Genomic DNA, 22,247 nt, shown 5'->3' with positions numbered 1-22,247 from the left:
CATTGCGCACCGCCGATGCCCGCCTACATCGATGCGGTGGAGCAACGGCTGCTCGATGATCCACTGCTGCTCGGCGACATCGCCGAAGCGGTCGGCGGACCGTTCCACGTGCTGTTCCCGGAGCGGGTCGCGGTGAATGTCGGGGCTTTCCAGTCGGCGTTCACCGAAGGGGGGGTCGACGGGCTCGTCTACTTCGGGAAGAAGGCGAACAAGGCGGCCTGTGTGGTCCGGGCCTGCGCGGAATCCGGTGCAGGAGTGGATGTGGCCAGTACCGGCGAGCTCGTAGCGGCGCTGGCGCAGGGCGTGCGCGGTGAGGATCTGATGGTCACCGGCCCCGCGAAGTCCGACGATCTGCTGTGGCTGGCCGCACGTCATGGCGCGCTCATCGCGATCGATGCCGTCGACGAACTCGACCGGCTCGCCGCGCTCGGCCCGCCTGCCCGGATCGTGCTTCGTGTGCTGCCGGAGGGATCGACGAGCCGGTTCGGTCTGGATCGCCGGGAACTCGAGCAGGCGATCCGGGCCGTGACTTCGAGCGGCCCGATCAGCTTGTCCGGCTTCAGCTTCCACCTGTCCGGGTACGACGCCACCGCCCGCGCCGAACAAGCCACAGCTCTGGTCGACCACTGCCTGAGGGCACGATCCGAGGGTCATCCCGCCGACATCATCTCGATCGGCGGCGGCTTCGGCGTGGACTACCTCGATGCCGATTCGTGGTCTCGTTTCCGGGAGACGCTCAGCGACAACTGGTTTCACGGCGGCGCGCCTGCGGAGGACTACTACCCCTATCACTTCCCGTCACCGGGTGCCGACATGCTCAGCGCCGTCCTTGCACACAACGGCCTCGCGAAAAGGCTGCGCGACAACGATATACGCCTGGCTGTCGAGCCGGGACGCGCTCTGCTCGATCGCGCGGGCAGTTCCGTATTTCGCGTGCAAGGCGTGAAAACCCGTACGGCACAGGGTCACCCGTACGACATTCTCACCGTCGACGGCACCAGCCTGAGCCTGTCCGAACAGTGGTTCGCCAGCGAATACCTCCCCGACCCGGTGCTGTGGCCGCAGCGACCCGGCGCAACCACCCCCACCTGCGTCGGCGCGACGACCTGCCTGGAATCCGACCTCCTCAGCAGGCGGCGAATCCCGCTGCCCCGCCGCGCTCACGTCGGCGACCTGCTGATCTACCCGAACACCGCCGGGTATCAGATGGATTCCAACGAGTCACCGTTCCACGAACTCCCCCTGCCGCCCAAGGTCGTGCTGCGTGAGCGCGCCGACCGGCTGCGCTGGACCCTCGACACCACTTCCCGCTGATCCACTCCCGATGGAGGAAACCCCATGGCTCTCGTCACGCGCGTGACGGATCTGATCGGCCGCACTCCCCTGTTCGAGCTGGCCGTCACCGACAGCGGCACCCGCCTGCTGCTCAAGCTCGAACAGTTCAACCCCACCGGCGCCGCCAAGATCCGCATGGCCCGCTCGATGGTCGACGATGCCGAGCGGCGCGGTTTGCTGCGCGATGGCGGGCATATCATCGAATCTACGTCCGGCAATACCGGGCTCGGCTTGGCGGTGGTCGCGGCCGAACGTGGCTATCGGTTCACCGCCGTGGTCGACAACCACGCCTGTAAGGACAAACTGCGCGCGATGAAGGCCATGGGCACCGACCTGGTGTTCGTCGCCGACGACGGTGACGACGAACTGGCCACCTCGGCACGGGAGGACCTCGCCGAGGCGATGGCCGCCGCCCGCGACGACGCCTTCTTCACCGAACAGCACAACAACGACGCCAACGCCGTCGGCTACTACGCGGTCGCCGAGGAATTGCTGGCCGAGGTGGAGCGGGTCGACATCCTGCTGTCGGCGGTCGGCACCGGCGGGTCGCTGTTCGGCACCGCCACTCGCCTGCGCGAACTGGGCTGCGTGCCGAAGGTGATCGGGGTCGAACCGGTCGGGTCGATCGCCTTCGGCGGCGAGGGCGGCCCGTACTGGCAGTCGGGCACCGGCACCCCGCCGGGCGCGACCATCGGCACCGCGGTCGACTACAGCCTGCTCGACGAGGGGGTGAAGGTGAGCGATGTCGACGCGTTCGCCACCGCCCGCGCCGTCGCCAGGACACACGGGCTGCTGATCGGTGGTTCCGCGGGCGGTTCGGTGCACAATGCTCTGGCCCGGCTCGAGGAATTCCCGGCCGGTTCCACCGTGGTCACCATCGTGTGCGACGGTGGCGAGAAATACTTGGACACCGTGTTCGACGACGACTGGATGAGCGCGCGCGAGTTGCTCGATCCGGCCGCCGAATGCGAGGTCACCACACTGCTGCGCCGGTACTCGCCGCTGCGGCGCCACGACGAACTGATGGAGGTCAGGTGAGCGCGATCGCGCGCGAAACGGAGACCGGGGAGCGCTGGTGAACGGCAAGAACACCGACACCAACGCACTGGCCAAGCTGGCGACGCCGATCGCGTTGACCCAGCTGGCCCAGATCGCGGTGTCGACCACCAATCTCGTGCTGATGGGCACGCTCGGTGTCGCGGAGGTCGCGGCGGGCGGCCTGGCGCTGGTGTTGTTCAACCAGATCCGCACCATGTGTGTCGGCCTGATCACCGGGACCGGAAATCAGATCGCCGGCGCTCTCGGCGCGGCGGGCAAACGCGGCGAGTCGGCCGACGACGAGGTGCGCGCGGTGGTCCGGGCGGCGTTCGTCATCGCCACCATCGCCGGCCTGCTCGGCGGTGCGGTGCTGATCGGTCTCGGCTGGGCACTGTCGTGGCTCGGGCAGGACACCGCCGTTCTCGACCTGGCCCGGCCGATGATGATCGCGCTGGCCCCCGGCCTGCTGCCGTGCCTGTGGTTCCAGGTGTTGCGTCAGTACACCGTGGGCATGCAGCGTCCCCAGGCGCTGTTGATGGTGACGCTGGGTTCGGTCGTGCTGAACCTGGTGCTCGCGCTCGCCTTCATCCACGGCTGGGCAGGCATCCCGGCCTCCGGCCTGACCGGCGTCGGCATCGCCACCTCACTGGTCTTCCTGATCACCTTCGGGGTGTTCTGGGCGATGGTGCGCCGCGACGAACAGCTCGGCGCCACCCTGCCGCGAACCCCGTGGCCGGTGCGCTGGGCGACCGTGCGCGAGGAACTGCGCCTCGGCACTCCCATCGCACTGACCTATGGTTCCGAGGCGGGCATGTTCTCGGTGCTGGCGCTGGTGATGGGCAGTTTCGGCCCGGCCGCCCTGGCCGCGCACAACGTCGTGTACCAGATCATCTACATCGTCTTCCAGGTCGCGATCGGCCTGTCGCACGGTGCGTCGATCCTGGTCAGCCACGCCGTCGGGCGCGACGAGTACAGCCACGCCAGGTCGCTGGCCTGGCTCGCCCTGCGCCACGCGGGCGTGCTCGCCGTCGTCACGGGCGCGGTCTACGTCCTTGCTCCCGACGTGGTGCTCGCGCCGTTCCTCGACACCTCCGACACCGCGACCGTGGACATCGCTCACACGCTGTTGCTCATCGGCATCGTGCTGCAGTTCTTCGACGCCGCCCAGAACATCGGCACGGGCCTGCTGCGCGGACTGAAGGAAACCTCGGCGGGCTTCCGGCTCTCGCTCGTCGGTTACTGGGGTGTCGGCATCCCGGCCGCCCTGCTGTTCGCGTTCCCGCTGCATCTCGGGGCGGCGGGCGTCTGGTGGGGCCTCACGGCAGGCCTGGCCACGACGGCAGCGCTGATGCTCCGCAAGTACTTCAGCCTGCTCGACCAGGCGAGTACGACTCCGCTCCCGCGCATTCCCGCGACCCAGGCAGGATGACGGACGGCGGTCGTCAGGACCGCCGCCCGTTCGTCGCGCGGTTCGTCAGATGTTGACGCCGTAATCGCGGGCGATCCCCGCGAGACCGGACGCGTATCCCTGGCCGATGGCACGGAACTTCCACTCGTTGTTGTGCCGGTACAGCTCACCGAAGACCATCGCGGTCTCGGTCGACGCGTCCTCGGACAGGTCGTAGCGGGCCAGCTCCACACCGGTGTTGGCGTCGGTCACCCGGATGTAGGCGTTGCGGATCTGGCCGAAGGACTGGCCGCGGGCCTGGGCGTCGTGGATCGAGACGGGGAAGAAGATGTTCGTGATCGACGGCGGCGTGGCGGCCAGGTCGACATTGATCACCTCGTCGTCGCCGTCGCCCTCACCGGTCAGGTTGTCGCCGGTGTGCTCGATGGTTCCCTCGGGCGAACGCAGGTTGTTGTAGAACACGAAATGCTGGTCCGACAGCACCTTCAGGTTGGCCCCGGTCGCCAACGCACTGGCGTCGAGATCGTGGTCGGCGCCGGTGGTGGTCCGCACGTCCCAGCCGAGACCGACCGCGACCTTGGTGAGGTTGTCGGTCTGCTTCGACAGCGAGACATTGCCGCCCTTGGCGAGTGAGACGCTCATGAAAACCCTTCTGTCCTGATCGTGTTCAGTGCTGCTGCTCGGCCCAGGTGCGCAAGGTCTCGACCCGGCCCTCCAAGGCGCGCAGTTCGGTGTCATCGAGAACCGTTCGCTGGATACCACGGTCCACCGCGAAGGCCGACTGGCGGTGGTCGTCGATCACGTCGACGTCGATCCGCACGGCAGCGTAGTCCTCGGCCTCGGGCATCTGCTCGGCGATCACGGTCGCCCGGCCCCGGGCCGACAGCGCCACATTGCCGCCACCCAGGATCAGCAACGCCACCTCGGGTCGCTCCCGCAACCGGGCGAGCGACCCACGATTGGTGCGCAAGCTGATGAGGATGCGCCGGTCACCCGCGCGAACCGGCCAGGAGACCGGGATGGCGTGCGGGCCGGGATCGGTGGTGACGAGGACCGCGATGGTTTCCTGCGGCCACACCGGCAGCACGTCGAGTTCGGGATGGTCGGTCACCACGTCCTGCTCTGCCGGATCGACTTCTGTTGCCATCTACCTCACCTCGACGATCGTCGGACACCCCTGCTCGCCGCGAACGACGCGCTCGCCACCGAGTCTAAAGCGCTGTGGCACTTGCCGCTAAGGTCTCGGCAGCGATCAGCGGGCATTCCCCCGATCAAGATCGTTAGCCGATGGGTAACTGCGTACGTCGGCCGCAGTCGATCTCGCGGTGTCGTCGGTGGTCAGCTCGGCCAGTAGGTGCGCCAGTCCTCGGCGGTGAGCGGTAACCGCTCCCCCCGTGCCGATTCCGCCGCGTCCTCGGCCGCGCGTATGGTCGCGGCGAAGTCGAGTGCGGCCTTGCGCAGGCGTTCCTCGGCGGAATCCGGCCCGCCGAGCTCGACCGTGCGCAGGGCCGCGGGGATCAGGTCGTCGGGCAGACCCCCACGCGCTCCGCGGACGCGGATCTTCTCGGCGAGCGCGAGCGCGGGCTGTGCCATGGCGATGCCGTCGAGACAGGAGCGCCGCGCCTTCTCCGCGGATTTGCGCTCCTCCCAAGCCTTTTCCTGCGCGGCGATCTTGTCGGCCACCGAGATACCCGGTGGCAAGTCGGCCTCCACCAGATACGGGCTGCGGTGCACGAGCTTGTCGACCAGCGCCGCCGCCACGTCGTCGACGGTGAATTCGCCTGCGGCTTCGGCGATCCGGGAGTGGAACAGCACCTGCAGCAGCAGATCGCCGAGTTCCTCCTTGATGGTCTCGTAGTCGCCGGAGCCGATGGCGTCGAGCAGTTCGTAGGTTTCCTCGAGCAGGTAGGGGCGCAGCGAATCGTGGGTCTGGGTGGTTTCCCAACCACCGAAGTGCCACAGCCGGTCCATCACCCGCACCGCCTCGGCCAGGCCCGCCGCGACGACGGCGGTATCGGCCGCCTCCTGTGCCTCGCTCATACGCTCGCCTCGGTGGACACCGAAAGATCCACCATCCCTTGCGGTTTGCCGTCGAGCACCAGCAGCAGGTCGGCGACGAATTGCAGCACCGCGACATCGCGGACCCGGTCGGCACCGACACTGTCGGTGACGCGCGGCAGCGGCAACTGCACCATTCCGCTGGCCGCCCGGTAGGTGGCGCTGGGGTAGATCCGCTTGAGCCGCATCTGTTTCGAGTCGGGCAGGTTCAGCGGGGCGATCTTCAACGTCGAGCCGGTGACCACGATCTCGGACACGTCGTACTCGCGCGCCAGCAGTCGCAGCTTCGCTACCGACACCAACCTGCCGACCTCCACCGGCACCGGGCCGTACCGGTCGACGAGCTCCTCGACGACAGCGGCCAGCGCCGAATCGTCCTGCGCGGAGGCGAGTTTGCGGTACGCCTCGAGCCGCAGCCGGTCGCTGGCGATGTAATCGGGCGGGATGTGCGCGTCGACGGGCAGATCGATGCGCACCTCCTTGATCTCCTCGGTGACGATCGGTTTGCCGTCGGCGGCGGCCCGGTAGGCCTCCACCGCCTCACCGACCAGCCGCACGTACAGATCGAAACCCACGCCCGCCACGTGACCGGACTGTTCGGCGCCGAGCACATTGCCCGCGCCACGGATCTCGAGGTCCTTCATCGCGACCGCCATACCGGCGCCGAGATCGGAGTTCTGGGCGATGGTTGCCAGCCGGTCGTAAGCGGTCTCGGTGAGCGGCTTCTCCGGTGGGTACAGGAAGTAGGCGTACCCGCGCTCACGCGAACGACCGACCCGGCCGCGCAACTGGTGCAGCTGTGAGAGGCCGAGGGAGTCGGCGCGTTCCACGATCAGGGTGTTGGCATTGGAGATGTCGAGACCGGTCTCGATGATCGTGGTGCACACCAGCACGTCGTATTCGCGCTCCCAGAAACCCTGCACGGTGCGCTCGAGCTGGTCCTCGTTCATCTGACCGTGCGCGACGACCACCCGCGCCTCGGGCACCAGATCGCGAATCTTCTTGGCGGCCTTGTCGATCGAGGACACCCGGTTGTGCACGTAGAACACCTGACCGTCGCGCATCAGCTCACGGCGGATGGCGGCGGTGACCTGCTTGTCGTTGTAGGCGCCCACGTAGGTGAGCACCGGATGACGTTCCTCGGGCGGGGTGAGGATGGTCGACATCTCGCGGATGCCCGCCAGGCTCATCTCCAGGGTGCGCGGGATCGGGGTGGCCGACATGGTGAGCACGTCGACGTGGGTGCGCAGCGCCTTGATGTGCTCCTTGTGTTCCACACCGAAGCGCTGCTCCTCGTCGACGATCACCAGACCGAGGTCCTTCCAGCGGACCCCGGTCTGCAGCAGCCGGTGGGTGCCGACCACGATGTCGACGGACCCGTCGGCCATCCCGGCCAGGATCTCCTTGGAATCGGACGCGTCGGTGAAGCGCGACAGGCCCTTCACCGTCACCGGGAAGCCCGCCACCCGCTCGGTGAAGGTCTGCAGATGCTGCTGGGCCAGCAGCGTGGTAGGGACGAGCACCACCACCTGCTTGCCGTCCTGCACCGCCTTGAACGCCGCGCGCACCGCGATCTCGGTCTTGCCGTAGCCGACGTCGCCGCAGACGACCCGGTCCATCGGGACCGGCTTCTCCATGTCGGCCTTCACATCGGTGATGGCGGTCATCTGGTCGACGGTCTCGGTGAACGCGAACGCGTCTTCCATCTCCTGCTGCCACGGGGTGTCCGGACCGAAGGCGTGTCCCGGCGCGGCCTGGCGGGCGGCGTAGAGCTGCACCAGCTCACCGGCGATCTCGCGAACGGCCTTGCGCGCCTTGCGTTTGGTGTTCGCCCAGTCAGAACCGCCCAGCTTGGACAGGCTCGGCAGCTCGCCGCCGACGTAGCGGGAGAGCTGATCGAGCGACTCCATCGGCACGAACAACCGGTCGCCGGGCTGGCCGCGCTTGCTCGGGGCGTACTCGATCACCAGGTATTCGCGGCGCGCCCCGCCGACGGTGCGTTCGATCATCTCGACGAAGCGGCCGATGCCGTGCTGGTCGTGGACCACCATGTCGCCCGCCGACAGGGCAAGTGGGTCGACCTGGTTGCGGCGCTTGGCGGGCAGCCGCTTGCCCTCGCTGGGCGCGGTGACCCGGTTGCCGGTGAGATCGGACTCGGCGACGACGACCAGGCCCGCGTCATCGAAGATCAACCCGTCGTGCAGTGAACCGCACAGCACACCGACCACGCCCGGCTCCGGCACCGCCCCCGCCGGGAGCAGTGCGGCGGGCACCTCGGCCTCGCCGAGCCGTTCCAGCACGCGTTGGGCGGTGCCGTGCCCGGTGACCACGACGACGGCGCGGCCGCCGGTCGCCACGTGCGCGCGCAGCGAGGCGAAGATGGTCGCGACCAACTCCTCCGACCCGCGCGCGGTCGGGCCCGCGAGCACCGGCAGGTTCACCTCGACCGGGTCGCCGGAACTCAGCGGGCTCAGTGTCCACCAGGGCAGGCCGAGTTCGTCTGCGCTGCCGTGCAATTCGGGCAGCGATCGGTAACCGGAGGCGGCCAGGTCGAGGCCGTGCGCGCCCAGCGGGGCGTCGCTGCCGAAGGAAGCCGCCGTCCAGGAGGCCTCGAGGAATTCCTCGCCGGTGCGCACCAGGTCGGCCGCGCGGGTGCGGATCTTCTCCGGGTCGCACAGCAGCAGGTGGGTGCCCTCGGGCAGCGCCTCGGTGAGCAGGCTCAGCTTGCCGGGCGCCAGGACGGGAAGCAGCGCCTCCATGCCGTCGACCGGGATGCCCTCGGCGATCTTGTCGAGCATTTCGACGAGCGCGGCGTCGGCGGCGTTGTCGGCCGCGACGGCGGCGGCGCGTTCGCGCACCGGCTCGGTGAGCAGCAGTTCGCGGCACGGCTGGGCCACGACCACCTCGACGCTCAGATCGTCGATGGAGCGCTGATCGGCCACCGCGAACGGGCGGAGTTCGGTGACCTCGTCACCCCAGAACTCCACGCGCACAGGATGATCGGCCGTCGGCGGGAACAGGTCGAGAATGCCGCCGCGCACCGCGAACTCGCCACGCTTGCCGACCATGTCGACGCGGGTGTAGGCGAATTCGACCAGGCGCGCGAGCAGGGCGTCGAAGTCGTGGTCCTCGCCGACGCGCAACACGATGGGCTCGATATCGCCGAGGCCCGCCGTCATCGGCTGCATCAGCGACCGCACCGTGGTGACCACCACGCGCAGCGGTTCCGGGTACACCGGGTCGTCGGGGTGGGCGAGCCTGCGCAGCACCTCGAGCCTGCGCCCGACCGTGTCGGCGCCGGGTGAGAGGCGTTCGTGCGGCAGCGTCTCCCACGACGGGAACATCGCCACCGAGTCGCCGAGCATCTCGGCCAGCTCGACGGTCAGGTCGTCGGCCTCGCGGCCGGTGGCTGTGACGACGACCAGCGGGCGCTGGGCGGCCACGGTGCTCGCGACGAACGCGCGCACCGCCGAGGGGGCGACCAGTTCCACCCCGGACTTGCCGACCAGATCGGCCACCGTCCGCAGCGCGGCATCACCCCCAGCCGCCTCGGCCAGACCGGCGAGCGGGGGACGAAGGGAGGACATGAACGCTCCTGAATGCGCAGACGGGGTGGTCGAGGAGGACGTAGCAAAGTCTAGTCACCGGCTCCGACATGTCCCCGAGCTGGGCGAGGCACCGGCCACCCGGCGTAGGGTCGCAGGTGTGAGTCTGGCTCAACGTGAACGCCACGCCCTTGTTCGGTCGGCACTCGCGGCGGGTGCCGAAGCGCCGACGCTGTGTGGCACCTGGACCGTCTACGACCTCGCCGCCCATCTGGTGGTGCGCGAGCGCAGGCCCGACGCCGCGCTCGGCATCCTCCTGAAGCCGATGGCGGGCTACCTAGACAGACAACAGGCCAAGATCCGGCAGCGCCCGTTCCCGGTGCTCGCCGAGCAGATCCGCACCGGGCCACCGCTGTGGTCACCACTGCGCCCGGTCGACGCGGTGGTGAACCTGACCGAGATGTTCATCCACCACGAAGACATCCGCCGCGGCGAACCAGGTTGGGAGCCAAGGCAATTGGACGATGCCGACGAGCAGCGACTGTGGCGGGCGCTGCGAGCGATCGCCCGGGCGAACTACCGCAAGTCACCCGCGCCGCTGGTGCTTGCAACTCCGGGCGGTGACCGGATCACCGCGCACGCGGGCACCGGCGACGCGGTCGTGCTCACCGGCCAGCCCTCGGAACTGCTGCTGCACGCCTTCGGTCGCGACGAGGTGCGGATCGAGGCGAGCGGACCCGACGCCGACGTGCGGGCCGTGCTCGCCACCGACCGCAGCGTCTAGACCACGTAGCGGCGCAACCGGCGCGCCGCGAACTCCCGGAAATACGACAGCTTCTCGGGCGGAACGATCGAGGGCAGCAGGAAATACCAGGCCCGTTCCATCCGGGTGGCCATCTGGTCCATCGACTCGGTGCCCACCGCGACGATGTGCACGCCCGCGGTGAGTTCCTGCAGCAACAGCCCGACCACCTCGGCGTCGAGATCGGCGAGCAGGTCGCCCTGGGAGATCGCGCGCTCCGACAGCACCCGGTACGTCTCACCCCAGGTCTTGGCGATGTTGTCGCCCTGGGCGCCGCGATAGTCACCGATCTGGTGGGTGAGCTTGAGCATCGCACCGACCATCGGATCGTTCATCGACAGATCGGCGACCACATAGGTGATGCCGATGCACGCCTCGAGCGCGGGCACCCGGGAATCGAAGAAACCCTGACACGACCCGATGAGCCGTTCGTTGCCCTGATCGACCACCGCCCGTGCCAGCTCCTCCTTGGAGCCGAAGTGAAAGTACAAGGCGCCCTTGGTCACATTGGACTGCGCGATGATTTCGCTGAGGCTCGCGTTGGCGTAGCCCAAACGGAGAAAGACATCGGCAGCGCCAGCAAGGACGGAGTCGCGGGTGATCTCCGCGCGCGCTTGCCTAGCCATCAGATCCGCCTGTCATCCAATAATCCAGCCATCCTGAAGTAGACCGACATCCCGAAGTTGATCGACATACCGCCCGGCAGCACCCAAAAGGATGGGTGAACCGTACCACCAGACCCTTCGGGGGCACCCGAATCCTGGATTCGCTTCCGGCACGGGCGCTATCGACCGGTTACCCCGGCTTGGGCCCCGCGATGTTCGTATTCCATTCGGAGCTGAGACCCGGTTCGGCTTCCAAGTGACTCAAACCGTTCCAGCACAGGTTCACCAGATGCGCCGCGACCACTTCCTTCGGCGGGGTGCGCTCGTCGAGCCACCAGGTGGCCGCCGTGGACACCATGCCGACGAGTGCCTGGGCGTAGAGCGGGGCCAGGCTGGTGTCGAGATCGCGGCGGCCGAAGTCGCCCGCCAGGATGTGCGCCACCTGGTTGACGGCCTCGTTGAGCAGGCTCGAGTACCGGCCGTCGGCGTTGGGGGCCGGTTGGTCGCGCACCAGGATGCGGAACCCGTCGGTGCGTTCCTCGATGTAGGTGAGCAGCGCCAGCGCCACCTGCTCGAGCCGCAACCGCGACCGGTTCTGGGTGAGCGAGGAGGTGACCATGTCGAGCAGCATCGACATCTCGCGGTCGACGACCACCGCGTAGAGCCCTTCCTTACCCCCGAAATGCTCGTAGACCACCGGCTTGGACACCTGCGCACGCTGCGCGATCTCCTCGATCGATGTGGCGTCGTAGCCCCGCTCCGCGAACAACGCGCGACCGATCTCGATCAACTGCTGGCGCCGCTGCGTACCGGTCATCCTCGGTCTGGAAACGCGCCCCGGATCACTAGAAGACAACTTCCCTGCCTCTCCACCACCTGCCGGACCCACCACCCCCAACTGTCTCAGACCGCACGACGCCATCACGTCCCCACCCTGCCGACGACTGATCTCGCGAGCACATGGGTAACTCGTCGGGTACCGGCTGACCAGGGCACTTCCGCACGCTAGCCGCGTTTCCGACTCTCCCCGCACCTGAGTCCGGCCAAAATTCGCGGAGTGGCGGGCAAGCCAAAATTCGCGGAGAGGCGGACTGCTATGCGAGGATCATGGCCGTGCCGTAGCACAGTGGTGGGCTCTGACAGCCCACTGGTGTGGCGATCCGCCGTAGTGTAATGGCAGCACCTCTGATTTTGGTTCAGATAGTTCAGGTTCGAGTCCTGGCGGCGGAGCACACACGGGCACAGTGACGTATCGTCGGCCCGCACCCCATCACCGACCGACCGAACCCGCCACAGCACACTCGCTGACCGGCAGCCGAGGGAGATCCATGCCACCGCAGACCGCCGTCGTCGTTCTCGCAGCCGGGGCTGGGACGCGAATGCGGTCGAAGACTCCGAAAGTGCTGCATCCGCTCGCGGGACGCTCGATGCTCTCGCACGCGCTGCACGCCGCGGCGGAGATCGACCCCACCCATCTGATCACCGTCGTCGGGCACGACCGCGACAAGGTCGGCGCCGCCGTCGCCGAGGTCGGCAAGGAACTCGGACGCGAAATCGTCTGTGCGGTACAGGAACAGCAGCTCGGCACCGGCCACGCCGTGCAGTGCGCGCTCGAGGCCGTGCCCGCCGATTTCACCGGTGACCTGCTGGTCACCTCCGCCGATGTGCCGCTGCTCGACGGGCACACCCTCGGCGCCCTGCTCGACGAGCACCGCAGCTACGCCGAACGACCGGCCGTCACCGTGCTCACCTTCGTCCCCGACGATCCCAACGGTTACGGCCGGATCGTGCGCGACGAGGACGGTCAGGTCGCCGAGATCGTCGAGCACGCCGACGCGACCCCGGCCCAGGCCAAGATCAAAGAGGTCAATTCCGGCGTCTACGCCTTCGACGCCGCCGTGCTGCGCACCATGATCGGGCGGCTGTCCACGGCCAATGCCCAGCACGAGCTCTACCTCACCGACGTGCTGCGGCTGGCCCGCGAGGCCGGGCATCCCGTGCACGGCGCGCGACTGGTCGATTCGAACAAGGTCACCGGGGTCAACGACCGGGTGCAGTTGTCGCAGGCCGGTGCCACGCTCAACCGGTACATCCTCGAGCGGCACATGCGCGCGGGCGTCACCGTCATCGATCCGGCCACCACCTGGGTCGACGCGAGTGTGCGGATCGGGCGCGACGCGGTCCTGCGCCCCGGAACCCAGCTGTTCGGCGAGACCCACATCGGGGAGGACGCCGAGATCGGGCCCGACACCACGCTCACCGATGTGATCGTCGGCGCGGGCGCCAAGGTGGTGCGCACCCACGGCGAGCAGGCCGAGATCGGCGAGAACGCCAACGTCGGACCGTTCAGTTACCTGCGCCCCGGCACCGTGCTCGGCGAGCACGGCAAGCTCGGCGCGTTCGTCGAGACCAAGAACGCGACGGTCGGCGCGCACTCCAAGGTTCCGCACCTCACCTACGTCGGTGACGCGACGATCGGCGAGTACAGCAACATCGGCGCGTCCAGTGTTTTCGTGAACTACGACGGGGTGAACAAGCACCACACTGTGGTCGGTTCCCATGTGCGGACCGGCAGCGACACCATGTTCATCGCTCCGGTAACCGTGGGTGACGGCGCCTATACGGGTGCGGGTACTGTACTGCGCAGGAGCGTTCCACCCGGGGCACTTGCCGTGTCGGGTGGGCCACAGCGCACCATTGAGAACTGGGTGCAGCGCTACCGTCCCGGAACCGCTGCGGCACGCGCGGCGGCGGAAGCCATCGCGGCAGACGAGACGTCGAACAAGGCAATCGAGCAAAAGGATGGCAACCAGCAGTGACCGCGTTCTCGATCGACAATCAGAAGAACTTGATGCTCTTCGCCGGCCGGTCACATCCTGAGCTTGCCGAGCAGGTCGCCAAGGAACTCGATGTCGACATCACCCCGCAGACCGCGCGTGAGTTCGCCAACGGTGAGATCTTCGTCCGGTTCGAGGAGTCGGTGCGCGGTTCCGACGCCTTCGTGCTGCAGAGCTTCCCGGCCCCGCTGAACCAGTGGCTGATGGAACAGCTCATCATGATCGACGCGCTCAAGCGCGGTTCGGCCAAGCGGATCACCGCTGTGCTGCCGTTCTACCCCTACGCCCGCCAGGACAAGAAGCACCGCGGCCGTGAGCCCATCTCCGCCCGCCTGGTCGCCGACCTGCTCAAGACCGCCGGTGCCGACCGCATCATCAGCGTCGACCTGCACACCGACCAGATCCAGGGCTTCTTCGACGGCCCCGTCGATCACATGCACGCGCTGGTGCAGCTGTCGGACTACATCCGCACCAACTACTCCACCGACAACCTGGCCGTGGTCTCCCCCGACGCCGGTCGCGTGAAGGTCGCCGAGAAGTGGGCCGACGCGCTCGGTGGCACCCCGCTGTCGTTCATCCACAAGACCCGCGACCCGCTGGTCCCCAACCAGGTGAAGTCCAACCGCGTCGTCGGTGACGTCGAAGGCCGCACCTGCGTGCTGATCGACGACATGATCGACACCGGTGGCACCATCGCCGGCGCGGTGAAGGTGCTCAAGGAAGCCGGTGCGGGCGATGTCATCATCGCGGCCACCCACGGTGTGCTCAGCGACCCGGCCGCCGAGCGCCTCGCCGCGTGCGGTGCCAAGGAAGTGGTCATCACCAACACCCTGCCGATCAGCGAGGAGAAGAAGTTCCCGACGCTGACGGTGCTGTCGATCGCGCCGCTGCTGGCCCGCACCATTCGCGAGGTCTTCGAAAACGGCTCGGTGACGGGCCTGTTCAACGGCAACGCTTGACCGCCTCCCCGCGTCTTTTGGCCAGACTCAGGCGCGGGGTGAGTTGGGACGCGGCAAGCTTTTGTGATGTGGGTGGGTTAGCTCGTACCCGGTGAGTTACCCATGTACCTGCGCGATCTGTGGGTTCTTTCGAGAGCCCGGCCAGGCTCGTCGGTGCTGGTACGGGCCGTCGTTGGGCGATACTGGGAACGGTAGCCCGACGATAGCCCGACCTGGGAGGTCTCGATGAGCACACCGCAGGAATCCGGAGAGGGCGAGTATCGGCCTCGGCATGCCAAGCCGGAGCGGCCCGAGGTGTCGTATTCGCTGTCGGACGAGCCGGCCGAGCCATCGCATGGCGCGCACGAGGCCAAGTATCCCGGTAGGCCCGAGGTGTCCTACGGTGGATTACCGGTCGACGACTCCGACGGTGATGGCGAGGCGCCCGCGGGTAAAACCTGGTCGACATCGGCGTTCGTGTTCGCCGTGATCGCCCTGCTGTTCTTCCCGATCATCTTCGGTGTGCTCGGGATCGCGGCGGGGCTGTACGGGAGCAAGAAAGGTGAACCGCTCGGCAACTGGTCGGCCGTGGCGGCGCTGTTCGCATTGCTCGCGGGGCTGGCGATCCGGGTGTTCTTCTTCGACGCCGACATCATCCCGTCACAGAACTGAGAACCACACGCACGATGAACGCTTTCACCGGTTTCCCCCTGGCCGGCCTGGACTTCTACGAGGATCTCGAGGCCGACAACTCCAAGGCCTTCTGGACCGCGCACAAGCACACCTACGACGAGGCGGTGCGGGCGCCGATGGTCGCGCTCACCGCCGAGCTGGCGGCCGAATTCGGGGACGCCAGAGTGTTCCGGCCCTACCGTGACGTGCGCTTCTCCGCCGACAAGACGCCCTACAAGACTCATCAGGGTGCGGTGGTCCACCTCTCCCCGGGTGTGGGCTGGTACGTGCAGATCAGCGCGGCCGGGCTGGCCGTCGGCGGCGGCTGTTTCCGGCCCGCGCCGAGCGCCCTGGCCGTCCTGCGCGCCACCATCGACGACGACGTGCGCGGCCGCGAGCTGGAGGGCATCCTGGCCGCGATCACGGCCGCCGGTTACGACCTCGGCGGCGAACAGCTCAAGACCCGCCCCAAGGGCTACCCCGCCGACCATCCGCGTATCGGGCTGCTCCGGCACAAGTCGCTGATCGTTCGCCGCGACTACGGGGCACCCGACTGGATCGAGACCCCCGCAGGCGTCACCGAGGTCCGGCGGGCCTGGAACGAGCTACGTCCGCTCATCGAATGGCTGGCCGCCGTCCTCGAAGGCGTCGACTGATCCGCGCGGGCGTGCCTTCCTGGCACCGGTCGGCGCACAGGCCGATACTGGCACCATGAGCCGTGAACCGCTGGACATGGACATGGGCGACGACGATCAGGCCGACGACATCATCGAATACGAACGCAATATCGAAGACCCGCCCGCGGACTACGTGATCCGCAACCGCGAAGCCGACGCCGACGGCTTCCTCGGCATCGGCGAGGAACTGTCGGAAGAGTGGACCGAGAGCGGCGAGCGCCACGAGGAGATGGAAGAAGACGAGCGCCCCGCCGAAGAGGTCGCCGTCCGCGCTTTCGACGAGGACTCCCTCGACAACGCCGACCTCGACGGGGACGAGAACCTGATCAGCGGCGAAGGGGTCGCCGACGAACTCGACCTCTAGAGTCGCCACGCCCTGACGACCGGCACGGTCGACATCTTGCCGACCGCGACAGTTCCGTCGTAGCCGCGGTCAACGACGCTCGGCCAGGACGAGGGCGAAGCGGTTCTCGGGGTCGGTCCAGGTGTGGGTGGGGGTGAAGCCCGCGCCGTCGAGTTCGGCGCTGAGGGCTTCGGGACGGAACTTGGCCGAGATCTCGGTGCGCATCTCCTCGCCCGCCGCGAAGTCGACGGTGAGGCCCAGATCGGCGACGGTCGCGGTCATGGCTTCGGTGGCGCGCAGGCGCATTTCGATCCACTCGTTCGTGGGATCCCAGAGCGCCACATGCTCGAACTTGTCCGGCTCGAAATCGGCGGACAGCCGGTTGTTGAGGACGTGCAGGACATTGCGGTTGAACTCGGCGGTGACACCCGCGGCGTCGTCGTAAGCGGGAACGACGATCTCGGGGGCGACCACGAGGCCCGCGCCGAGCAGCAACAGTTCCCCGGGTTCGAGAACCTCGTTGATGCCGGCCAGGAATTCGGCGCGCTCGGCGGGCACCAGGTTACCGATGGTTCCGCCGAGGAAGGCGATCATCCGGCGCCCACCCCTCGGCAGGTTGTGCAGGGTGTCGGTGAAATCGCTGACCACACCGTGCACGGACAGATTCGGGTACTCGGCCGCCAATTCGGTTGCCGCACCGCGTAGGGCTGAAGCGGAAACATCCTGTGGCACATAGGTTTTCAGCGAACCCGTGGACGTGAGCGCGTCGAGGAGTAGCCGGGTCTTGGCCGCCGAACCCGCGCCGAGTTCCACCAGTACGTCGGCACGAGCGGCGGCCGCGATCTCGTCGACCACATCGCGCAGCAGCGCCCGCTCGGTGCGGGTGGGGTAGTACTCGGGCAGCTCGGTGATCGCCTCGAACAATTCGCTGCCGCGCGCATCGTAGAACCACTTGGGCGGCAACGACTTCGGGTCGGCGGTGAGTCCGGCGCGGGCGTCGGCTCGCAGGGCCTCGGTGAGATCGGCGTCGGTGAGGTGGATGTCCAGCAGCGGCGCGGTCATGAACGGACCCTTTCGGTGGCGGGGGATTCCAGAGCGGTGATGGTGCAGTGGCCGGGCGAGGCGGTCACCAGCTGACGATCCGCGATCGGTCGCCACCGTGGATCGTCGTCGTACGGTTCCGAGGACAGCACGGCGTAGTCGTCGGTGACCAGCACCGACAAGGCATGCCAGCAGGTGGTGGCCCAGAGTTCGGAACCATTGCCGAGCAACAGATTCACGCGGGCGTTGGGCTGATGACGCAGCACGGTGGTCACCAGTAATCGCAGCGCGTCGGCCGGCGAGCTGACCGGACCGTCGGGGTCGATGGCGGCGAGCAGGGCGCGCAGCACGACCCACAGTGCCGCCGCGTCGGTGAGTGCCTCGGCGTGCAGGAACATCGAGGCCGTGGCGGACGGGTCGAGAAGCGGCGCCAAGTCGGTGAGGACGGCGGGCAGGGTGGTTCGCCACTCCTGCACGACACCGTTGTGGCTGAAGGCCCAGTGGTCGTCGGTGAAGGGGGCGCAGGCGGAGCGTTCGATCGGCATGCCGACGGTGGCCGAGCGGACGGCCGCGAGCACCGCTCGGGACTCGAGCTGCCCGAGGACCTCGGCGACAGCCGGATCGGTCCAGATGGGGGCGGGATTGCGGTAGCGGGTCACCGCGTCGCGGGCACCGTCCATGCCGACCTCGGCGCGGCGCCACCAGGCGACGCCGAAACCGTCGGCGTTGACGGTGCCACCGGCACGCATGTCGAGCGGCGCCCAGGACTGGGCGTAGAGCGAGTGCGAGCCGCGCAACACCAATTCACCGACCGCGACCGGTGGGCCGACATAGCCGAGGTGTCTGCACATCAGCGTTCGTCCTCGCGCAGGTCGCGGGCCAGCCGGAACCCGGCGAAGATCTGCCTGCGGATGGGGTGGTCCCAGTTGCGGAAGGTGCCGCGGCAGGCCACCTCGTCGGTGCCGAACGAACCGCCGCGCAGGATCCGGTAGTCCCCACCGAAGAAGACCTCCGAGTATTCGCGGTACGGAAACGCACGGAACCCTGGGTAGGCCTCGAAGCCGGAGGAACACCACTCCCAGACGTCACCGATCAGCTGGTGCACCCCGGTTGCCGACGCACCGGCCGGATACGCGCCGACCTCGGCCGGTTCCAGATGACGCTGACCCAGGTTGGCGGTGCGCTCGCTCGGCTCGTCCTCGCCCCACGGATAACGCCGCGACGCACCGGTGGCCGGGTCGAACCGCGCCGCCTTCTCCCATTCCGCCTCGGTGGGCAACCGCTTACCCGCCCACGTCGCATAGGCTTCGGCCTCGAACCAGCACACATGCACCACCGGCTGACGCGGCCGCAGCGCGGTACGCACCCCGAAAACCCTTCGGGACCACTGATTCCCCTCGCGCTCCCAGAACTGCGGCGCCACGAGCCCCGCCTCCTGCCGGTGCGCCCACCCGCGCTCCGACCACAGCTCACGGCGCTCGTAGCCGCCGTCGTCGATGAACGCCAGGTACTGCTCGTTGGTCACCGGGGCGACATCGATGGCGAAACCCTCGACATACACCGGATGCGCGGGCCGTTCATTGTCCAGCGCCCACGGATCGGCTGACGTACCCATCATGAACTCGCCTGCGGGAACAACTACTTCACCGCCGATCGGAACCCGCGCGGACGGCGCGGGTGGCGCCGACAGCACCGGTGCGCTCAGGCGCAACTGGTGAGTGGCCAGCATGGTTTCGTCGTGTTGCTGTTCGTGCTGAGCGATCATCCCGAACGCGAAACCATTGTCCACCAGCGGGTTCCCGAGCAGCGGACTGGATTCGAGAACGTCGAAGACCTTCTCGCGCACGGTGCCCACATAGCCACGCGCCTGCTCGGGATTCAGCAGCGGCAGCGCGGGCCGGTTCGCCCTGGCGTGCTTGAAGGCGTCGTACAGTTCGTCGATATCGCTGCGCACCGGTTCCCGGCCACCGACATCGCGCACCAGCCAGAGCTCCTCCTGGTTGCCGATATGGGCCAGATCCCAGACCAGTGGCGACATCAGCGGTGAATGCTGCGCGACGAGGTCGGCCTCGTCGACGCTGTCGGTGAGTACGGCGGTGCGGCGGCGGGCACGAGCGAGCACCTCGGCGATCCTGGCTCGCGTGCGTTCGCGGTCGGCATGGTCGGCGGGTGCGGAAAGTGTCACGAGCGGATCTCCGAGTGAGGCTGGGCGACAGGGATCTTCACAGCGGCAAGCGGGGTCGGGCCATCGGGCGCGCGGCGTCGATTCATCGCGAACCCTCCGAGCTCTCCAGCTGGTCCGAGGGGCTGAGTGCCAAGCGACATCGACGCGCCGCGTCGGCCAATTCCTGTGCAGCGGCGGGTGTTCTGGCATGCTGTGCCGCCAGTTCGAGCACGTCCACCACCACCTGGCGCATCTGCGGGTCGAGCAGCCCGTGGCGCGCCGCTGTGGTCCACTCCCCCGCGACCGGGGCCGCGAGAGCTGTTGCCTCGGCGACCACCTCGGGTGTCGAGAGCAGGGCGTCGAACAGGTGGATCGGGGTGGTCCAGGTATCGCCCGGCTGGGTGTCGAGATAGCGCACCTCGAGGTGTCCCGAGGCCCGAACCGGCGGAAACAGGGTGGTGAGGTGATAGTCGAGGTCCGCGCGGGTGGGGCGGCGGCCGACCTCGTCGTCGAGTGCGCCCGAGAGCCAGTCGGCGAAGGTCGCACCGGGCGGGGGCGACCAGTCGGCGTCGGGTTCGGTGCAGCGCACGCACAGCAGTGGAACGTCGAGCGCCCAGCGCGCGTAGGCGGTGATCGGGTCGGCCCAGTCGGATACCGGCGGCCTGGTCCGGGCCGGGTCGAGGCGCAACCAAGTGCGCATACGCTGGGAAACCCACTCCCCGCACGGTATTCCGTGCAAGGTGGGCGAGCAGGCGAACGCCGCGATCAGCGCGGGCCCGAGCACGTAGAGCGCGGTCCAGCGGGCGCGCACCTCGGCCGGGTCGGCGCCCGCGTCGACGCTGACCTGGGTGGCGGCGGTATTGCACATCATCAGGCCGCCGAAGGGGCCGATGCCGGCGAACGCGCGTTCCATCGCCGCGTATCGGGGCAAGCGAAGGAGCCGCTCAGCCGGACGGTGCGCGTCAGCGGACGCGGCGGTGACGGTGATTTCCCTGGTGGCGAGCAAGTCCCGCAAACGGGCCGCATCTGCCCGCAGATTCCGCGTGAGCTCCGCCGGATCGGCGAAAGGTGCGCTGGAGAGTTCGATCTGACCACCGGGTTCGATGGTCACCGCGCTTCCACCGGGCAGGGGAAGCGCGGGTGAGGCAGGGGCGAGGGAGGTCGGAGCATGTGGCCCGAGGGCCGAGCAGAGCTGGTCGAGCGAGGGTCGGGCGCCGGTGGGTCCGGCGGTGAGCCATTCGAGTTCGGCACCGATCAGCGTGGGTGGCCCGAGCTTGAAACAGACCCCGCCCACATAGGCCTCAGCCGCCGCCCGCGACGACAATTCGCCCTGGTCGCAGGCGGAATCCGGCCAGGAGGAACGTTCCAGGGTGACCGCCATGCCAACCTCCACGTGGTGAGCGCCGCCGGGGCTCGGCGCATGTCGTTCATTCCAGGGTAGCGAGGGCCACCGACAGAAAAAGTGTCGAGAAGCCGAACACCGATCGGCGTTAGGGTCGTCGCCATGCTGGATTTCGCCGCCATTACCGCCGCCACCCCGGGCCTTGCCGACGGCAAGGTCTTCCTCGACAGCGCGGGCTCGTCCCTGCCGCCGCGCATCGTCACCGACACCGTGATCGCCCATCTCCGTCGCGAAGCCGACATCGGTGGCTACCGTGCGGCAAACGAACGATTCGACGACCTCGCCGCCGTGAAGACCTCCATCGCCACCCTGATCGGCGCCACCCCCGACACCATCGCGCTCAGCGACAGCGCCACCAGGTCATGGGCCGATTTCGCCTACTCGGTGCCGCTGCGCCCCGGCGACCGCGTGCTGATCTCCGGCGCCGACTACGCGAGCAATGCCATCGCCGCGCTGCAGCGCGCCGCCGCCACCGGCGCGGTGGTCGAGCGCATTCCCAGCGACGACACCGGCCGACTCGACACCGCCGCCCTGGCGAACATGCTCGACGAGCGCGTCCGCCTGGTCTCGCTGCAGCACGCGCCGACCAATGGCGGCCTGGTGAACCCGGTCGCGGAGGCGACCCGCATCGCGAAACAAGCCGGTGCGATCGTGCTGCTCGATGCCTGCCAATCGATCGGCCAACTGCCGATCGATGTGATCGAACTCGGTGTCGACGCTCTTTCCGCCACCGGGCGCAAGTGGTTGCGTGGCCCGCGCGGCACCGGATTCCTTTACGTGCGTAACGAACTGGCGCACACGATGGAACCCGCCCGCCTCGACCTGCACAGCGCCACCTGGACCGGCCCCACCGACTACCGCCTCGCCGACGGCGCCCAGCGCTTCGAGTTCTGGGAGTGCGATGTGGCCGCCCGCCTCGGCCTCGGCGCCGCCGTGGATTACCTGCTCGAACTCGGCCCCGACGAGGCCTACGCGGCGGTGGCCGCGGGCGCGGAATACCTGCGCGAAGCCATGGCCGACCTGCCCGGCGTCACCGTGCGCGATCTGGGGACCGAGCACAGCGGCATCGTCTCGTTCACCGTCGACGGCCACGATCCGGATCAGCTGCGTGACCGGCTCGCCGAGCACGCCGTCACCGTCACCGTCAGCCGCGCCACCTCGGCGCTGCTCGACATGACCGAGCGCGCGCTGCCCGCCATCCTGCGCGCCTCACCGCACTACTTCGTCAACCGCTCCGATCTCGACCGTTTCGTCGCGACCTTGGCAACCCTGACACAGCGCTGACCGGCGGTTCACGCGTTCGGCCCGCTGCCTCCGGCAGGCAATTGCCCCGGTGTGGCCAGAGCAGTCGGAGGCAGCGGCTATCGTGTTCACACAGGGGT

Annotated in this window: 20 protein-coding genes and 1 tRNA gene; 11 read left to right on the top strand and 10 right to left on the bottom strand. The window is 68.3% G+C overall.

Annotation, left to right across the window (positions count from 1 at the left end):
- The first annotated feature begins 15 nt into the window (after window positions 1-15).
- The 3 genes from NI2_RS02880 to NI2_RS02870 are packed head-to-tail and all read left to right on the top strand — an operon-like array spanning window position 16 to window position 3,802.
- Window positions 16-1,314 (top strand): alanine racemase, encoded by a 1,299-nt coding sequence (locus NI2_RS02880; protein WP_067485547.1) that lies wholly within the window; start codon window positions 16-18, stop codon window positions 1,312-1,314.
- A 24-nt stretch (window positions 1,315-1,338) separates the two neighbouring features.
- Window positions 1,339-2,373: a PLP-dependent cysteine synthase family protein gene (locus NI2_RS02875; RefSeq protein ID WP_067485546.1), complete on the top strand. Its 1,035-nt coding sequence runs from the start codon at window positions 1,339-1,341 to the stop codon at window positions 2,371-2,373.
- A 37-nt stretch (window positions 2,374-2,410) separates the two neighbouring features.
- Window positions 2,411-3,802 (top strand): MATE family efflux transporter, encoded by a 1,392-nt coding sequence (locus tag NI2_RS02870; RefSeq protein WP_067485545.1) that lies wholly within the window; start codon window positions 2,411-2,413, stop codon window positions 3,800-3,802.
- A 45-nt stretch (window positions 3,803-3,847) separates the two neighbouring features.
- Here the strand turns inward: NI2_RS02870 and NI2_RS02865 are convergent, their stop codons facing one another.
- The 4 genes from NI2_RS02865 to mfd form a co-directional block, all read right to left on the bottom strand.
- A complete protein-coding gene (locus NI2_RS02865; protein ID WP_067485544.1) occupies window positions 3,848-4,423 on the bottom strand; it encodes a TerD family protein in 576 nt (191 codons plus the stop codon).
- A gap of 25 nt (window positions 4,424-4,448) precedes the next feature.
- Window positions 4,449-4,928, bottom strand: a complete 480-nt coding sequence (locus tag NI2_RS02860) for a pyridoxamine 5'-phosphate oxidase family protein (RefSeq protein ID WP_067485542.1) — start codon at window positions 4,926-4,928, stop codon at window positions 4,449-4,451.
- Between the two features lie 191 nt (window positions 4,929-5,119).
- Window positions 5,120-5,821: a nucleoside triphosphate pyrophosphohydrolase gene (locus NI2_RS02855; protein WP_067485540.1), complete on the bottom strand. Its 702-nt coding sequence runs from the start codon at window positions 5,819-5,821 to the stop codon at window positions 5,120-5,122.
- Window positions 5,818-9,426 carry a transcription-repair coupling factor gene (gene mfd, locus NI2_RS02850; protein WP_067485538.1) on the bottom strand — a complete coding sequence of 1,203 codons (3,609 nt, stop codon included), beginning with the start codon at window positions 9,424-9,426 and terminating at the stop codon, window positions 5,818-5,820. The genes NI2_RS02855 and mfd overlap by 4 nt, the downstream gene beginning before the upstream one ends.
- Before the next feature lie 118 nt (window positions 9,427-9,544).
- Between mfd and NI2_RS02845 the strand changes: the two genes are divergently transcribed.
- Entirely contained in the window at window positions 9,545-10,168 is a 624-nt protein-coding gene (locus NI2_RS02845) for a TIGR03085 family metal-binding protein (RefSeq protein WP_067485536.1), read from the top strand.
- On the opposite strand, the gene NI2_RS02840 is transcribed toward NI2_RS02845, so the two are convergent.
- Window positions 10,165-10,812, bottom strand: coding sequence for a TetR family transcriptional regulator (locus NI2_RS02840; protein WP_067485534.1), 648 nt, complete (start codon window positions 10,810-10,812; stop codon window positions 10,165-10,167). The genes NI2_RS02845 and NI2_RS02840 overlap by 4 nt on opposite strands.
- A gap of 169 nt (window positions 10,813-10,981) precedes the next feature.
- Window positions 10,982-11,608 (bottom strand): TetR/AcrR family transcriptional regulator, encoded by a 627-nt coding sequence (locus tag NI2_RS02835; RefSeq protein WP_067485532.1) that lies wholly within the window; start codon window positions 11,606-11,608, stop codon window positions 10,982-10,984.
- Window positions 11,609-11,950: 342 nt separating this feature from the next.
- Between NI2_RS02835 and NI2_RS02830 the strand changes: the two genes are divergently transcribed.
- The 6 genes from NI2_RS02830 to NI2_RS02805 all read left to right on the top strand — a co-directional run bounded on the left by NI2_RS02830 (window position 11,951) and on the right by NI2_RS02805 (window position 16,279).
- Window positions 11,951-12,021 (top strand) — tRNA-Gln (locus tag NI2_RS02830).
- 98 nt (window positions 12,022-12,119) lie between these two features.
- Window positions 12,120-13,610 carry a bifunctional UDP-N-acetylglucosamine diphosphorylase/glucosamine-1-phosphate N-acetyltransferase GlmU gene (gene glmU / locus NI2_RS02825; protein ID WP_067485531.1) on the top strand — a complete coding sequence of 497 codons (1,491 nt, stop codon included), beginning with the start codon at window positions 12,120-12,122 and terminating at the stop codon, window positions 13,608-13,610.
- Window positions 13,607-14,587, top strand: coding sequence for a ribose-phosphate diphosphokinase (locus NI2_RS02820; protein ID WP_067485529.1), 981 nt, complete (start codon window positions 13,607-13,609; stop codon window positions 14,585-14,587). Before glmU ends, NI2_RS02820 begins: the two co-directional genes overlap by 4 nt.
- Window positions 14,588-14,812: 225 nt before the next feature.
- On the top strand, window positions 14,813-15,238 hold the full coding sequence (locus tag NI2_RS02815; RefSeq protein ID WP_133733845.1) for a hypothetical protein: 426 nt from the start codon (window positions 14,813-14,815) through the stop codon (window positions 15,236-15,238).
- Between the two features lie 14 nt (window positions 15,239-15,252).
- A complete protein-coding gene (locus NI2_RS02810; RefSeq protein ID WP_067485527.1) occupies window positions 15,253-15,894 on the top strand; it encodes a DUF2461 domain-containing protein in 642 nt (213 codons plus the stop codon).
- Between the two features lie 55 nt (window positions 15,895-15,949).
- Window positions 15,950-16,279, top strand: a complete 330-nt coding sequence (locus tag NI2_RS02805) for a hypothetical protein (RefSeq protein ID WP_174552173.1) — start codon at window positions 15,950-15,952, stop codon at window positions 16,277-16,279.
- Between the two features lie 69 nt (window positions 16,280-16,348).
- On the opposite strand, the gene egtD is transcribed toward NI2_RS02805, so the two are convergent.
- From egtD to egtA, 4 genes are all read right to left on the bottom strand, one after another.
- Window positions 16,349-17,320: an L-histidine N(alpha)-methyltransferase gene (egtD, locus tag NI2_RS02800; RefSeq protein ID WP_067485526.1), complete on the bottom strand. Its 972-nt coding sequence runs from the start codon at window positions 17,318-17,320 to the stop codon at window positions 16,349-16,351.
- A complete protein-coding gene (egtC, locus tag NI2_RS02795) occupies window positions 17,317-18,150 on the bottom strand; it encodes an ergothioneine biosynthesis protein EgtC (protein ID WP_067485525.1) in 834 nt (277 codons plus the stop codon). Before egtC ends, egtD begins: the two co-directional genes overlap by 4 nt.
- Window positions 18,150-19,484 carry an ergothioneine biosynthesis protein EgtB gene (egtB, locus tag NI2_RS02790; protein ID WP_067485523.1) on the bottom strand — a complete coding sequence of 445 codons (1,335 nt, stop codon included), beginning with the start codon at window positions 19,482-19,484 and terminating at the stop codon, window positions 18,150-18,152. Before egtB ends, egtC begins: the two co-directional genes overlap by 1 nt.
- A gap of 82 nt (window positions 19,485-19,566) precedes the next feature.
- Window positions 19,567-20,844, bottom strand: a complete 1,278-nt coding sequence (gene egtA, locus NI2_RS02785) for an ergothioneine biosynthesis glutamate--cysteine ligase EgtA (RefSeq protein WP_067485521.1) — start codon at window positions 20,842-20,844, stop codon at window positions 19,567-19,569.
- 123 nt (window positions 20,845-20,967) lie between these two features.
- Here egtA and NI2_RS02780 point away from each other — a divergent pair, with 123 nt between their 5' ends.
- Window positions 20,968-22,149 (top strand): aminotransferase class V-fold PLP-dependent enzyme, encoded by a 1,182-nt coding sequence (locus NI2_RS02780; RefSeq protein WP_067485519.1) that lies wholly within the window; start codon window positions 20,968-20,970, stop codon window positions 22,147-22,149.
- The last annotated feature ends 98 nt before the right edge of the window (window positions 22,150-22,247 follow it).

The organism is Nocardia ignorata NBRC 108230, from assembly GCF_001612905.1.
In the GTDB taxonomy this organism is placed as follows: domain Bacteria; phylum Actinomycetota; class Actinomycetes; order Mycobacteriales; family Mycobacteriaceae; genus Nocardia; species Nocardia ignorata.
This window is presented reverse-complemented; position numbering and strand designations above follow the sequence as displayed.